We start from the raw sequence: 14873 nt of genomic DNA, 5'->3' as shown, positions 1-14873 counted from the left end.
ACAACATTTCAATCAGTACCGGCTATATGGGCAAAATGTTGGACTCACTACTTACTACTCACTACTCACCATTTACTAGTAACTCCTAACTACGCTGCGCCACTTGAAAGATACCTTAACGCGTGCCTTGGAAGATGTGTCGAAGAGCTTTTTTGCTAGATTTAAAGGAGAATTGGTGGTGTGGCAAATATTGGAGGAATAAAGTTTCCGTCAGAAGTCACATTACAGGCGCAATCAGGCAGGTAGCGACAGAATAGCCGACCTGCTTTCAGCCGATTTCAATATCAGGAGGATTTTGGTGACTCGCCGCCAGATTGATCTGCATCGGGCAGCAAACACGCATGCACAATCTGCAAATCATTGTCTTTGGCAAAGTTCACAACGAAATGATATGCGAGTGGCTCGATTTCTCTTAAATCTTCATTCACTACGACCGAACGGATACCGTTAAGCAACGTTGGCAAAACATAAGGAGAATATTGTAAATGTGAATTACGGCCACCAACGCCTTCAGGTCGAAAACAGGACATCGCGCCACACAAGCGTTCCGCCCAGTCGCTCGGGCGAAACTGTCTTCCATCGGAGGTTATTCCCTGAATAAAAAATTCACGGGCGGGCGCATTAGGGGGTTTAATAATATCGGCCATGCGGACAGCTCATTTCTTTTTGATACTTACAATAAACGTATTCTCAGCATCCTCATGAGATGAGAGCAAGGGTTTTATGTAATTGAGGATGATTAGACCAGACGTGCAGCGTATGCACGTCGATAAACCAATCATTCGATCGAAGCCGGTCGGTTGATCCAATCTACAATTACGCGATCAATTCTTACGTATTATATCTTATAGAAGACTATGTAAAAATTAGATGGCTCCGTTCAAAAAGCACTTAGCCCAACCACACGCCAACTGAAAAAAGTAACAACAAAAACATCCATAGCAGCAGGGCACGCCAGACCAAGCCCACTGTGCTTTGCAATGCACGCGGAGTCGGCAATTCACCAGGCGGACTGTCCGTTTCAATCCCGGTAGAGTCTACCGTAGCGGCGTCAATCGGAAGAAAATCGCTGGCATTCTCGTTGGGGGTTCCAAGCAAAACACCCATTGCCCCACCACCAGATGACAAAATAATGCCATCAGTCTCATTTTTCCAGCGATCAGCAAAATTGCGCCACGCGAAAATAGCATCCTCAAAATTGCCAACGACGGCAAAGGCAGACGCTGTCAGTCGCGCAGGAATCCAATCTATCCAATAAAACGCTTGGGTTGCAAACCGACCAAACTGTTCGTTTTTCATGTGGTCAGGTTCATTCCAGGCCCGTGCCAAGTATTCAGCAACCCGATACATCACTGCGCAGGCCGGGCCGAGCGGCATCAAAAACCAAAAAAATACGCCAAATACGTTTCGATGCGTGGTGATTAAAGCCTTTTCCACCGCAATACGCGAAATCTCGCCCACTTCCATATCGGTTGTATCTTGCTTGGTCCATTCGGCCAGGAGAGTCCGGGCAGTGGCATCATCACCGGTATTTAAAGCCAGCTGGATCGACGTGAAGTAATGACTATAATGCCGAAATCCCAGTGTTAAATAGACAATAATAACGTTCCATGCAAACGCGGCCCAAGCACCAATATGAACGCACACCCAATAAATCAACGCCGTCGGAACCATCAATGCCAACATGATACAAAACCAACCTAAGCGACCGTGGCGTGCCTGACCGGCGTTTAGCCAGCCTTCCACCATAAGTGCAAAATGCTTAACCCACGTGTACACCGGATTGTCCGCACGGAGCGGTTTTAATTGCTCGATTAATAACGCAAACAGAATAGAGAGAAAAGTCATCAACCAGCCTTAAAAGTCAGCAAATCCTGTTTTATATTTATAGAATCTATGCAAAATTGTCGCAGAGAGTTACATTTTTTATGTACGAATCATGCGTACATAAAAAATATAACGTCTTAATGATCGCGACGATTCGTGTGGCTTCCAGCCAAGCTCGCAATAAAGCGTGTTACTTCCAACAATTTTGCATGAATTGTCATTTAAACGAAACGATAAACCATACGATAACGCAGCCTAGTGACAGAATCAAATTTGTCCGTCATTTAACAGAGTTTATTTCTTAGAGGCGCTGGAAAAAGATAGTTTTGTGCGTATTAGAAGCAAAAAGAAGCAATACCAGGCATCGAAAGACAGCTGACTAGTATTCGCCGGACCAGAGCAATTACACGAGACACCGGTTCGTGGCCCTTAGATAAGCCAAAACGTGATAATTACGCGCGCAGAAAGTGGAATAAATTACGCAGCATGGCCGCGGTCGCGCCCCATATGAAAAAACGCTCGTAAGGCATCGCGTAAAACGTACGTCGATAACCATCTGGCAAATCAAACGTACGCAGTTGATGATTCAGACCATCCATCAAAAAAGCGAGTGGGACTTCAAAAATTTCCGCCACTTCATCGGGATTTGCGCGCAACGATGCTGGGGGTTGAATCAGTCCAGCTACAGGCGTTACCCGATATCCTGTACCTGTAAAGTATTCTGGCAGCGTGCCAATCACTTCTACTTCACCGCGCGGTAATCCAATCTCTTCTTCGGCCTCGCGCAATGCCGTCTCAGTGGGTGAACTGTCGGTAAGCTCTGTTCTGCCACCGGGAAAACTGACCTGACCTGCGTGATCCGTAAGATGTGCCGTACGCTGGGTGAATAGTAACGTCGGCCCTTCAGGATGCATAATGATCGGAATCAGGACTGCAGCGGCAGTAGGCGTTCCTTCTCCAGCCAGGCCTCGTAATTGTTGCCCGACGCTTTCAGGAAACCATAGGGGCGGCTGTGCGAAACGCTGACGTAACCAGTCGGCGTTCATCCTATCAGGCGCGAGCGCCAACTCACCTGCGACGGCATCAATTGGCATCATCAGAGGATCGAGAGTAAGTTTGACCAAAACAATTCCTATTCCGCGGCGCATTACGATCTAGTGCAATCCCTTTGCTGTGGTATCTCTACATGTATTTCAAGAGAGGTATTCGCAAAACCAAGGTCTGCCCATACGTGGCAGCGTGTTGAGGCAGCACTCATACCCCAACAACATCACTATAAACACTTAAATCAAACAACAAAAAAGGGCACCTACCGGCGCCCTTCTTCATGCAAAATACATGCCAGATCTGTAACTGCTTACGCTGCTGTTTTAGCGACAGTACGACGTTGTGGCAATTTTTCTTTGATACGCGCCGATTTACCCGAACGCTCACGTAGATAGTATAGCTTAGCGCGACGTACATCACCGCGACGCTTCACTTCGATCGAAGCAATCAGTGGCGAGTACAACTGGAATGTACGCTCAACGCCTTCGCCGGAAGAAATTTTACGGACGATGAAGTTAGAGTTCAAACCACGGTTACGACGTGAAATCACAACGCCTTCGTAAGCCTGAGCACGTTTGCGCGTACCTTCGACTACATTGACGCTAACGATAACAGTATCGCCAGGTGCGAATTCAGGAATAACTTTACCTAGGCGAGCAATTTCTTCTTGCTCAAGTTGCTGGATCAGATCCATTTTTAGCTCCAAATACCATCTTGCTGACACTATGTGCAATGCACTGCTCAGTAGAGGATGGGGTTACACATGCGACCGGTTGGTCGCTCTTCTTACAACATTATAAGAATTACAAAATCTACTTATTGGGCGCCACTTATTATTACCTCTGTCAAAACAAGCTAGCAACATTTCAAACAGCGTAAAAATGCTGAATTAAACGCTGGCAATAGTTCGTATAAACTTTTCGTCACTGGCCGTCAGCAAACCATCCTGACGTGCCTTCACGATCAAATCTGGTCGTTTATTAACAGTTGCCAGTAACATCTGTTGGCGTCGCCATTTTTCGATCTCGGCGTGATGCCCACCCATTAAAACAGGCGGCACGACCACACCTTCATATGCTTCTGGCCTGGTGTAATGCGGACAATCCAGCAAGCCATTGACAAAGCTGTCTTCGACTGCCGAAGCACCGTCATTTAGTACGCCAGGCAATTGTCTGATAACGGCATCCATCAATGCCATTGCCGGTAACTCACCGCCGGATAAAACAAAATCGCCAAGGCTGATTTCTTCATCCACACAGCGGTCCAGCAACCGCTGGTCGATAGCCTCATAACGTCCACACAACAACACCAGACCAGACTCGGTGCTCAGTTGCATGACACGCTGATGTGTAAGTGGCTGGCCTTGCGGCGACAGATACACAACACGTGGCAAACATAAATTCTGTTGCTGCTGACGTTTTTTTGCAGCATCAATCGCCGCTTCCAGTGGTTTCGCCAGCATTACCATGCCAGGACCACCACCGTAAGGCCGATCGTCAACCGTGCGATGATTGTCGATGGTGAAATCACGCGGATTCCACAACGCCAACTCACACTTTTTTTGCTCGAATGCACGCCGGGTAACACCCGACTGCGTTAACGCAGCAAACATTTCTGGAAACAGTGTGACGACATCAAATTGCATAACGCCCACCTATTTCACCGTCCACCAGAACTGTCGGCCGCTTAAGCTGGAAGATCGCATCAAGATGGAAGGCCGGGCTAAATCCGACACCAACCATCAGGTTTGCAGAGCCTACAATTAAGAATCTAATAATCCAGACCCCAGTCCACCGTGATTTTTTTTGCCTTCTGATCAACGGTCTTGACGAATTGATCCACAAAAGGAACCAGCAATTCAGGTGAAGCCTTATCCTGACCGACAATAGCCGGAAGCGCGATCCTTAAAATAGGATGCGCCCCGTTATCCATCAGGTCTGATACAACACCTAATTGCTCGCCTTGCAGATTTTCAACCGCCAGACCGATTAAATCGATCCAGTAAAATTCTCCATCTTCCAATGCAGGAAAATGGCTACGGCGAACATGTACTGCAGTGCCTTTAAGGCCCTCCGCAGCTTCACGTCCAACAACGCCAACCAAACGCGCCACAATGTCACCACTGTGGTTTTTGGCCTGCATCATCTCAATATCTTGCAGATCTGCCACATTTGGCCTACCCAGCCACCATTTTTTGGCATTCAGTAACGCATCAGCGTCAGGTGAATACGGTTTGATCCGCACCCAGCCCTGAAGTCCATAGGCGCCGGTTATATAACCGACCATGATCAAATCTGCTGGAGTCACAACGCAAGTCATGACTCCTGATTGCGCCGCTTCCGCTGATTTTGCGACTGTTGCGACCGGAGCCACGATAGTTGCTGAAGTAAGCGTAGACAAATCAGTTACCAGCTACAGAATTAAACTGCAGCTTTTTTACCAGCCTGGCTGACCAGACGAGCAACAGTTGGCGACATTTGCGCGCCAACGCCTTCCCAATGGGTCAGACGATCTTGCGCAATACGGAAGCTTTCCGAAGCACCAGATGCAACTGGATTGTAGAAACCCAGACGCTCGATAAAGCGACCATCGCGACGATTGCGCGAATCAGTTACTACGATGTTGTAAAACGGGCGCTTCTTAGCGCCACCACGAGATAAACGAATAACGACCATAATGATTCCAAAAAGTGTTGTCGAACACGGAAAAAGCCGCAAATTATAACGCAAGTTAGGCCAACCCTGCAACCTCGGACTATCCTACAGTGTCGCGGCGCTGCATCAATCGCGCTATAAAGGTGAGTTGCCAGCTCTAAAAGGGCTTCATTATAGGCTTACTGTGATTTTTTTTTAACGCTTTCCCTGCTCCGAGAGCTCGGTCGCGCCATTATGTCGCGCTAGTTTTTATAGGGCGCTTCCATACTTGTTTTAGATATACTGACGCCGCGATTTCCACCATACAACATCGCAACGGTTACGTTACACTACGGAGATAGTTAGCGCACCAACATCAATAACAGTTTGCGAAGCGCTGCTGACTTTTCATCTTTTCCCGATATCCGTTTCACTCACGGCCCCGTTACCGACAACGCAACACCCTATTGCCTCTCATTTCAATGACGACAAACCATAAAAACAAGACCTTCACCACCTTTATAACCACCGTATTTGGCAGCATTGGGTTACACAGATTTTATTTACACGGAGCAAAAGACGTTTGGGGCTGGCTGCATCTTGCCACATTGCCATTATCTTTATTAGCTCTCACACTGTGGCCTGAACAGCAAAAACTGTTTGTATTTGCACCTCTTATCGCCTCGGCATTAATTGCGATTCTGGAGGCATTGGTCACTGGCTTAATGCCTGATGAAAAATGGGATGCACAACAAAATACCAACTCAGGCAAAAAATCGGAATCGACATGGCTGATAGCATTAATTATCGTACTAAGTGTCGGCGTGGGCGCAATTGGCTTGATAGGAACCATCGCTCGCACTTTTGACCTGCTATTTACTGGTGGTTCGTACGGATAAAGAATGTTTAGTCAGGTATTGACTGTGCAAGTCTTGCATCCAGAGAAATGAGTAAATAAAAAAGCAGCCTATGGCTGCTTTTTTATTACTCAAACAAATTAACCCTGATTAAAATTGATCTTCAGTTAAGGCCATCACGCCTGCACTTCCGCTTATCACCGACGTTTGCAGTCCCGTCGATTGCGCCAATATATGATCGGCAAAAAACCGTGCAGTGCCTATTTTGGCGCGATAGAAGCTAGCGTCGCCCTCACCCGCCACTAATCTTTCTGAAGCAATCAAAGCCGACCGCCCCAATTGCCAACCGCCGAGGACAATGCCGGCTAACTTCAGGTACGGCACACTGCCGGCAAATACTGCTTTAATATCGCTTTTTAGATTTGCGACGACATAGTCAATTACCTGCTCCAATGCATCTGCTCCAATTGCCAATTGTTTGCCAATGGCAAGTAAATCAGCATCGCTACTAGAAGCCAATTGAACTTGAGTTGCTCTGACTTGCGCAACAATACCTTTCGCAACAGCACCGCCGTCGCGAGCAGTCTTACGGCCGATCAGATCATTCGCCTGAATCGCTGTTGTACCCTCATAGATTGTCAAAATACGTGCATCGCGGTAAAACTGCGCAGCACCGGTCTCTTCAATAAAACCCATGCCACCATGTATCTGCACACCGGTCGAGGCGACTTCAATCGACATCTCAGTAGACCAACCCTTGACGATAGGTACAAGGTATTCGTAAAACGCATGATTGGCTTTGCGCGTAGCCTCGTCAACGTGGTGATGCGCTATATCAGATGCCGCGGCTGTGACATAAGCCAAGGCGCGTGCCGCCTCAGTTTGCGAGCGCATAGACATCAACATACGGCGCACGTCAGGGTGATTGATAATGGCAACTGGCCCCGCTGATCCACTTAAATCGCGTGATTGCATACGGTCTTTGGCAAAACTCACCGCCTTTTGGTAAGCCCGCTCAGCGATGCCAACACCTTGCATGCCAACAGCAAAACGTGCGGCGTTCATCATGATGAACATATATTCCAGACCACGGTTTTCTAACCCAACCAATGTCCCGATTGCACCGCCGTGATCGCCAAACTGGAGGACAGCAGTTGGACTTGCCTTTATGCCAAGCTTGTGTTCGATGGAGACGCAATGAACATCATTGCGATTACCAAGTGAACCATCCGCGTTCACCAGAAATTTCGGGACAACAAATAACGAAATCCCCTTTACGCCTTCAGGCGCATCAGGAGTGCGTGCCAACACCAGATGGACGATATTCTCGGCCATGTCGTGATCGCCAAAGGTAATGAAAATCTTTGTACCCGAAACCTTGAACGTGCCATCGCCTTGCGGCACAGCGCGCGTGCGCACTTGTGCCAAGTCGGAACCAGCCTGCGGTTCAGTCAGATTCATAGTACCTGTCCATTTTCCGGATACCAGATTTTCTAAATACATGCTTTTTTGCGCATCTGTGCCAGCCGTCATCAACGCTTCAATCGCGCCATCGCTTAGTAACGGACATAGCGCAAAGGACAGATTAGCGGCATTCAGCATTTCGATGCACGGTGTGGCCACGAGTTTTGGCAAACCCTGGCCGCCATATTCTTCTGGATGCTGAACTCCTTGCCATCCCGCCTCTGCAAATGACTTGAACGCCTCCTTAAAACCCTTGCTGGTAATCACATCGCCATCGCGCCAAAAGCTTGGCTCCTGATCTCCCGAGCGGTTCAGAGGTGCCACCACTTCGCTACAAAATCGGGCATTTTCCTGGAGTACTGCTTCGACAGTTTCCGGTGTCGCGTCTGCGCAACCCGGCAGTTGACTGACTTGCTCAAGCCCAGCGAGGGCGTTCAGGGCGAACAACATATCTTTTAACGGCGCGACATAACTCATCAAGTACTCCAAAAAAATGGGCAGTACCACTTCCGTAATACTGCCTTGGCGTTTTTGCAAACGTTCTCATTAATAGGTCTAACCGCCAGGTACCATAAAGTTGCAATTGAGCAGCAGCTAAGCAGCAATCAAGCTGCAGCTACCCAATGAGTTACCTGAATCCCAGACCAGTCTCTTTACACTTTGCTCAATATATTGTCGCGGTGACAATTAACCAAGTTCGGCCACAAATTGCGGAACGATCTCAAACAGATCACCCACGATGCCGTAATCAGCGACCGAGAAAATCGGAGCCTCTTCATCCTTATTGATTGCAACGATCGTTTTAGAGTCTTTCATCCCGGCGAGATGCTGAATCGCACCCGAAATACCGACCGCAATATAGAGCTGCGGTGCCACGATTTTCCCGGTCTGGCCGACTTGCCAGTCATTCGGCACAAAACCCGCATCGACCGCAGCCCGTGAAGCGCCCATCGCCGCGCCCAGTTTGTCAGCCAGAGGCTCCAATATCTTAAAGTTTTCTGCCGAACCCATACCGCGACCGCCGGAGACGATCACTTTGGCGGCCGTCAGTTCTGGACGATCCGATTTAGCTAGCTCACGCGATACAAACGACGACTTAGCAAAATCTGCAGCCGCAGTGATATTTTCGACCGTGGCCGCGCCACCGTCAGCAGCTGCGTCAAAACCAGTGGTACGTACCGTAATCACTTTGATCGGATCAATAGATTGGACGGTAGCAATGGCGTTGCCCGCATAAATAGGACGCTCGAACGTATCTGGACTATCAACCTTAACGATTTCTGAAATCTGACCGACATCCAGACAGGCCGCGACACGTGGCAGGATATTTTTGCCGTACGCGGTTGCCGGTGCCAGGATGTGGCTGTAGTTAGCTGCCAGCGCAAGCACTTGCTCAGCGATATTCTCTGCCAAACCATCGGCGAAATAAGCAGTATCGGCGACTAACACCTTAGTGACGCCAACAGCCTTTGCCGCAGCTTGCGCCGCCGCGCCGCAGTCTTTTCCTGCCACTAGTACGTGGACTTCACCACCGCATTGCACTGCCGCAGTGATGGTGTTAAGGGTGCTACCTTTTAAGGTTGCATTATCGTGTTCAGCAATGACGAGAGCAGTCATGGTATCTCCTGATGATGGGTATTACGGTCGCCACCCATTAGAGGGCATCAAATGTTGTGCGGCGGCCGGCTGGTTTTCTTCGGGTGACAATGTTCGCGATTTATCGCGTTCGATCCTCACTTGTTTAAACGCATAAAGGTATTTTGCACAATGGGGCGCTTGCACACCACATCACTTTAATAGCAACAAATATGCGCCTTCAATACGCTCTATTAAGTCTTAAATTACTTTTGCTTCATTGCGTAACTTCGCAATCAACGTAGCAACATCCGGCACTTTGATACCGGCACTCCGTTTGGCTGGCTCTACCACTTTCAAGGTTTTCAATCGCGGCGTGACATCAACACCCAGATCAGCTGGTTTAAACACATCCAGCGTTTTTTTCTTGGCTTTCATGATGTTCGGCAACGTCACGTAACGTGGCTCGTTGAGACGCAAATCCGTTGTGATAATCGCTGGCAACGTCAGTGCAAGCGTCTCCAGGCCACCGTCTACTTCACGCGTCACTAACACTTTGCCTTCTTCCAGTACGACTTTGGAGGCAAATGTTGCCTGTGGCCAACCTAGCAAAGCAGCCAACATCTGACCGGTTTGATTGCAATCATCATCAATTGCTTGCTTACCAAGGATGATCAATTGTGGTTGCTCTTTATCCGCAATCGCTTTCAATAACTTAGCAACGGCCAGTGGTTGCAAATCAACATCCGACTCCACCAAAATCGCACGATCTGCACCAATTGCCATTGCTGTGCGCAGGGTTTCCTGGCATTGGGTAACGCCGCAAGAGATCGCGATCACTTCAGTGACCTTGCCGCCCTCTTTCAGACGCATCGCCTCCTCTACAGCGATCTCATCGAACGGATTCATCGACATTTTGACGTTTGCAATATCAACACCTGTGCCATCGGATTTAACGCGCACTTTGACGTTGTAGTCGACTACACGTTTGACTGGAACTAATACTTTCATCGGTCTGCCTTTTAATTAAAAATTGAGAATCGAGTTGACGTTAACGTTAATTGATTATGCGATTATAAGAGAGAAATAGCTCCGCAACCAAAATTTAGCACGAACGTACTATTAATTTGTAGATGAAATTACCTAGAGGCGTGAACTAAAATAGGGAATCGAAATGGAGGCTAGAAAAGAAATAGCGAATTTGGTACGGCATACCAAAGCCTTGAATAGCGGTACAAGTGCAAGTCGCTTAATTACCATATTGACAATACAACTAACATGTTTCACCTGCGCCTTGAAATGCGTCTGATTCACAATAAGCGTGATTACTTACGTTTCATAAAGAAAACGTATTCTCTATTTTCTTCGCTTTGAGATAACAAGTCATTGCCGGTTTGTTTGGCAAACGCCTGAAAATCACGCACCGATCCAGAGTCGGTAGCTAACACGCGTAAAACTTGCCCGCTCAACATATCGGCCAGCGCTTTTTTTGTTTTCAAAATCGGCAGCGGACAGTGTAGACCGCGAGCATCAAGTTCTCTATTAAATTCCATAACCAGTTTGTATCAAAATTATTTTAACGTTGCTGCTTTTTGGCGATTCTACTCCAAACACTTGCCGCATGATGCATTGCAACAAAAATCCACCAGTTTTACAACAAATTCCGCACACCATGAATAAAAATCATAATTCTGATAATTTTTATTGCAAATCCCCTTATCAAATGCGTTCAACTGCTCGTTTCTGCTGCTTAATTATGCGCCCATTCAAAGCAGTTTGTTGAATAGGTTACATAAGAGAATGTACGACCGCATATTGAAAATTAGCTCTGAAATAACGCTACTCAACTCGCCCATATTGCTAGTTAAATAAAAAACCTCGCGCTAATGAATACGTCCTTGCACGCTACGTTTTTCCGACGAATAGTCGTGCTTAATCTACCAAAATAGGCCTATCCACAAACTCGACATTCAGCCCTTGTTGGCGCATCCATTCTGCCACGGCGTAACCAGTGCCGGCACGCCACGGCTTTAACTTGGCCGGCGATAACAGCCGATATTCCAGTAACTCTTCTGACAACTGAATCGTTCCCGAAGCTTTTACGTGATAAGCAATGATCAGTTCGTTCTTACGCATAAACTCATACACCCCGATCAATGTAATTTGATCAGCATCGAGATTCGTTTCTTCTTTTAATTCGCGGGCGATTCCCTGTTCTGGCGTCTCGTCACGCTCCATGAAACCAGTGATCAGCGCGAACATATTTTCCTGCCATGCTGCATTCCGAGCCAACAGAATTTTCCCATCGATCTCAACCACGGCGGCCAATACGGGCAGCGGGTTATCCCAATGCGTCCAGTGACCTTCCGGGCAGGATAACCGGGGTTTTCCTGCCTCGCCCTCATCTGCACGCAACGTCAAAGAAGCAGCACAGATCGGGCAAAATTTAAATTCACTCATCAGCAACCATTCGGCGAAATCAATCGCTCACCATTCATCTACAAGACAAAATGCCAACCGGCAGCATGCATTATTTCAGCCGCAAGCAAACACCAGGCAAGATTTAAGAGCGCCTCAAACCCGCTTCAAGTACTAGCCGCCGCTTGGCAAGGGGCATTTTTAGCCGCGTTCGCCAACCCACTTAACGACTCCTTGCAGCGCTGCCGCCAATCCGCTTGGATCAGTACCGCCAGCTTGCGCCATGTCAGGCCGCCCGCCGCCTTTACCGCCAACTTGCTGGGCCACAAAATTGACCAGATCACCGGCTTTTACTTTGGCAATCGCATCGGCTGTGACACCTGCGATCAAGCTGACTTTTCCGTCCTTGACGGTCGCCAACACGATCGCTGCGGTTTTCAGTTTATCTTTTAACTTATCCATCGTTTCACGTAAAGTCGCGCTATCCGCGCCTTCGAGCATTGCAGCCAATACCTTGATGCCGTTGACATCCACCGCCTGATTAACCAGTTCATTACCCTGATTTGCAGCCAGTTTAGACTTCAACGCAGCCATCTCTTTTTCTAGCGCCTTAACGTGATCTTGCACCTGACCGATACGTTGCGTTAATTCTTCCGGCGGTGATTTCAACGCTGTCGCCGCTTCGGTGACACGGCTACTCAAGCTTTGAACGAGTGCCAATGCGCCAAGTCCTGTTACCGCTTCAATACGACGAATACCGGCCGCGACACCACTTTCTGCAACGATTTTGAACAAGCCAATATCACCAGTACGATTGACGTGGACACCGCCGCATAATTCGGTCGAAGAACCGATCGATAACACGCGTACTTCATCACCATATTTTTCACCGAACAAGGCCATAGCACCGCTTGCAACGGCGTCGTCGAATGACATCAAGGTGGCGCTGGTGGCGATGTTTTCCAACACTTCGCCATTGACTATGTCTTCGATCAGACGAATTTGATCGGCACTGACAGGCGCGTTATGACTAAAGTCAAATCGGGTTTTATCAGCATCAACCAACGAACCCTTTTGCGCCACATGCACGCCCAGCACCTCGCGCAATGCTTTGTGCATTAAATGCGTCGCTGAATGATTCCGGATAGTGCGTGCGCGTTGCGCAGTATCGACATTGGCACCAAGTTGATCGCCGACGTTCAGTGTGCCTTGCTCCAATCGACCATGATGGCCAAACACCTCGGCCTGAATCTTGAGGGTATCGGTCACCACAAATGTTGCCGTCGCTGTTTCAAGTACGCCGGAGTCGCCAGCCTGACCGCCTGACTCGGCATAAAATGGTGTGGTATCGAGCACGACAATCGCATTTTGACCAGCTTCGATTTTTTGTACCGCACTGCCATCAACGTATAAAGCTAACACTTTGGCATCGTGCGCCAGCGCGGTATAACCGACAAAATTTGTCTTCTCACCGCTATACTCAACGCCCGACGCCATTTTGAATTTACCACCAGCACGGCTAGCTTCTTGTTGACGTTTCATTGCGACGTCAAAACCAGCCTCGTCGAGCGCAACTTCACGCTCACGACAAATATCTGCAGTCAAATCAAGCGGGAACCCGAAAGTGTCATATAGCGTGAAAGCTGTATCACCATCTAATTTTTTAGGATTTTTTGCCAAGGCGGCTTCCAGAATTTTCATTCCGTGTTCTAGCGTTTCCCCAAAACGCTCTTCTTCCTGCTTCAAAGTTTGCTCAACGCGCTCGGCAGCTTCCGGCAATTCAGGATAGGCTGCGCCCATCTCTAAGACCAGATCTTTGACGAGTTTGTAGAAAAACGGTTTGGTTTGCTCCAGCTTATGTCCGTGACGTAATGCGCGACGGATAATGCGACGCAAGACGTAACCACGACCTTCATTACCGGGAATAACGCCGTCCACAATTAGGAACGCACAAGCACGAATGTGGTCGGCGATCACTTTCAACGAGTTATTTGTCAAATCGGCAACATTGGTTTCGCGCGCTGCTGCCTTGATCAAATTTTGGAACAGATCAATCTCATAATTACTATGCACGTGCTGCAATATAGCGGCCAATCGCTCCAAACCCATGCCGGTATCAACACATTGGCGCGGCAATGGCGTCAATGTCGCTTCACCGGTTTTGGCGTCGACCTGACGGTCAAACTGCATGAAAACGTTATTCCAGATTTCGATGTAACGGTCACCGTCTTGATCCGGACTGCCCGGAGGACCGCCCCAAATATCCGGGCCATGATCGAAAAAAATCTCAGAACAGGGACCGCAAGGGCCGGTATCTGCCATTTGCCAGAAATTGTCTGATGCAAATGGTGCACCTTTATTGTCGCCAATCCGGACAACGCGCTCTGGCGGTAGGCCGATCTCATTCACCCAGATATCGTAGGCCTCATCATCGGTCTCATATACGGTGGCCCAAAGCTTTTCAGCTGGCAAACCATAGACCTCAGTCAATAGTTCAAACGCCCACTTTAAAGAGTCGCGTTTAAAATAATCCCCGAAAGACCAATTTCCCAGCATTTCGAAAAAAGTGTGGTGGCGAGCGGTATATCCAACATTTTCCAGATCGTTGTGTTTGCCGCCTGCACGCAAACACCGCTGTACGGATGTCGCACGAACGTAGTTACGTTTCTCGGTACCGAGAAAGACGTCCTTAAATTGGACCATCCCAGAGTTGGTAAATAGCAGCGTCGGATCATTACCCGGCACAAGGCTGGAGGAACGAACCACGGTATGGTCTTTGGATTCAAAGAAAGTGAGAAACTTATCGCGTATATCGGCTGAGTTCATGTTCTTGGGCGAAAAAAAAGCGTGCAAGGGAAGTGTCATTTTGCAAAGCACTGATTATACGTGATACCAGCCACGCGCTTCAAAAAGCCGGGCGGCTGTCGGACAGTCAGACAAAGGGAGAAAAACGGGTTAGATGAGGACAAATTGTGGCCCCCGTTGCAATGCACGCAACGACCACACCATTTTGCGACCGCTTCCTGTCAGTCGGACAGCCCGACCTCCTATT

At 48.4% G+C, this 14873-nt stretch carries 14 protein-coding genes; 1 reads left to right on the top strand and 13 read right to left on the bottom strand.

The window, feature by feature from the left end:
• Positions 1–284: 284 nt before the first annotated feature.
• From QN379_RS04210 to rpsP, 7 genes are all read right to left on the bottom strand, one after another.
• The gene (locus QN379_RS04210) at positions 285–647 is read right to left on the bottom strand and encodes a DUF3579 domain-containing protein (protein ID WP_323506089.1); all 363 of its coding nucleotides are present in this window, start codon (positions 645–647) and stop codon (positions 285–287) included.
• A gap of 244 nt (positions 648–891) precedes the next feature.
• Positions 892–1848, bottom strand: a complete 957-nt coding sequence (locus QN379_RS04205; RefSeq protein ID WP_323506088.1) for a CobD/CbiB family protein — start codon at positions 1846–1848, stop codon at positions 892–894.
• Positions 1849–2279: 431 nt separating this feature from the next.
• On the bottom strand, positions 2280–2951 hold the full coding sequence (locus tag QN379_RS04200; protein ID WP_416186813.1) for a CoA pyrophosphatase: 672 nt from the start codon (positions 2949–2951) through the stop codon (positions 2280–2282).
• Between the two features lie 233 nt (positions 2952–3184).
• Positions 3185–3568, bottom strand: coding sequence for a 50S ribosomal protein L19 (rplS, locus tag QN379_RS04195; protein ID WP_108439945.1), 384 nt, complete (start codon positions 3566–3568; stop codon positions 3185–3187).
• 195 nt (positions 3569–3763) lie between these two features.
• Positions 3764–4519 (bottom strand): tRNA (guanosine(37)-N1)-methyltransferase TrmD, encoded by a 756-nt coding sequence (gene trmD / locus QN379_RS04190; protein WP_322236367.1) that lies wholly within the window; start codon positions 4517–4519, stop codon positions 3764–3766.
• Between the two features lie 125 nt (positions 4520–4644).
• Complete coding sequence (rimM, locus tag QN379_RS04185; RefSeq protein WP_322240490.1) at positions 4645–5193, bottom strand: ribosome maturation factor RimM; 549 nt, start codon at positions 5191–5193, stop codon at positions 4645–4647.
• A gap of 101 nt (positions 5194–5294) precedes the next feature.
• Positions 5295–5549, bottom strand: coding sequence for a 30S ribosomal protein S16 (gene rpsP / locus QN379_RS04180; protein WP_108439946.1), 255 nt, complete (start codon positions 5547–5549; stop codon positions 5295–5297).
• A gap of 440 nt (positions 5550–5989) precedes the next feature.
• On the opposite strand from rpsP, the gene QN379_RS04175 reads away from it, so the two are divergent.
• The gene (locus tag QN379_RS04175; RefSeq protein WP_322236364.1) at positions 5990–6406 is read left to right on the top strand and encodes a hypothetical protein; all 417 of its coding nucleotides are present in this window, start codon (positions 5990–5992) and stop codon (positions 6404–6406) included.
• Between the two features lie 108 nt (positions 6407–6514).
• On the opposite strand, the gene QN379_RS04170 is transcribed toward QN379_RS04175, so the two are convergent.
• From QN379_RS04170 to alaS, 6 genes are all read right to left on the bottom strand, one after another.
• Positions 6515–8305 carry an acyl-CoA dehydrogenase gene (locus QN379_RS04170; protein ID WP_322240488.1) on the bottom strand — a complete coding sequence of 597 codons (1791 nt, stop codon included), beginning with the start codon at positions 8303–8305 and terminating at the stop codon, positions 6515–6517.
• Positions 8306–8515: 210 nt separating this feature from the next.
• A complete protein-coding gene (locus QN379_RS04165; protein ID WP_322236362.1) occupies positions 8516–9445 on the bottom strand; it encodes an electron transfer flavoprotein subunit alpha/FixB family protein in 930 nt (309 codons plus the stop codon).
• A gap of 219 nt (positions 9446–9664) precedes the next feature.
• Positions 9665–10414 (bottom strand): electron transfer flavoprotein subunit beta/FixA family protein, encoded by a 750-nt coding sequence (locus QN379_RS04160; RefSeq protein WP_322236360.1) that lies wholly within the window; start codon positions 10412–10414, stop codon positions 9665–9667.
• Positions 10415–10728: 314 nt separating this feature from the next.
• Complete coding sequence (locus QN379_RS04155; protein WP_108439951.1) at positions 10729–10962, bottom strand: sulfurtransferase TusA family protein; 234 nt, start codon at positions 10960–10962, stop codon at positions 10729–10731.
• 373 nt (positions 10963–11335) lie between these two features.
• A complete protein-coding gene (locus tag QN379_RS04150) occupies positions 11336–11863 on the bottom strand; it encodes an NUDIX domain-containing protein (protein WP_322236358.1) in 528 nt (175 codons plus the stop codon).
• Between the two features lie 159 nt (positions 11864–12022).
• A complete protein-coding gene (alaS, locus tag QN379_RS04145; protein WP_322236356.1) occupies positions 12023–14647 on the bottom strand; it encodes an alanine--tRNA ligase in 2625 nt (874 codons plus the stop codon).
• Positions 14648–14873: the final 226 nt, after the last annotated feature.

This window comes from Glaciimonas sp. Gout2, from assembly GCF_035018905.1.
Lineage (GTDB): Bacteria > Pseudomonadota > Gammaproteobacteria > Burkholderiales > Burkholderiaceae_D > Glaciimonas.
This window is presented reverse-complemented; position numbering and strand designations above follow the sequence as displayed.

Coding starts and splice junctions, on each gene's coding strand:
- QN379_RS04210 (WP_323506089.1), bottom strand. CDS start 647: ATGGCCGATATTATTAAACCCCCTAATGCGCCCGCCCGTGAATTTTTT.
- QN379_RS04205 (WP_323506088.1), bottom strand. CDS start 1,848: ATGACTTTTCTCTCTATTCTGTTTGCGTTATTAATCGAGCAATTAAAA.
- rplS (WP_108439945.1), bottom strand. CDS start 3,568: ATGGATCTGATCCAGCAACTTGAGCAAGAAGAAATTGCTCGCCTAGGT.
- trmD (WP_322236367.1), bottom strand. CDS start 4,519: ATGCAATTTGATGTCGTCACACTGTTTCCAGAAATGTTTGCTGCGTTA.
- rimM (WP_322240490.1), bottom strand. CDS start 5,193: ATGACTTGCGTTGTGACTCCAGCAGATTTGATCATGGTCGGTTATATA.
- rpsP (WP_108439946.1), bottom strand. CDS start 5,549: ATGGTCGTTATTCGTTTATCTCGTGGTGGCGCTAAGAAGCGCCCGTTT.
- QN379_RS04175 (WP_322236364.1), top strand. CDS start 5,990: ATGACGACAAACCATAAAAACAAGACCTTCACCACCTTTATAACCACC.
- QN379_RS04170 (WP_322240488.1), bottom strand. CDS start 8,305: ATGAGTTATGTCGCGCCGTTAAAAGATATGTTGTTCGCCCTGAACGCC.
- QN379_RS04165 (WP_322236362.1), bottom strand. CDS start 9,445: ATGACTGCTCTCGTCATTGCTGAACACGATAATGCAACCTTAAAAGGT.
- QN379_RS04160 (WP_322236360.1), bottom strand. CDS start 10,414: ATGAAAGTATTAGTTCCAGTCAAACGTGTAGTCGACTACAACGTCAAA.
- QN379_RS04150 (WP_322236358.1), bottom strand. CDS start 11,863: ATGAGTGAATTTAAATTTTGCCCGATCTGTGCTGCTTCTTTGACGTTG.
- alaS (WP_322236356.1), bottom strand. CDS start 14,647: ATGAACTCAGCCGATATACGCGATAAGTTTCTCACTTTCTTTGAATCC.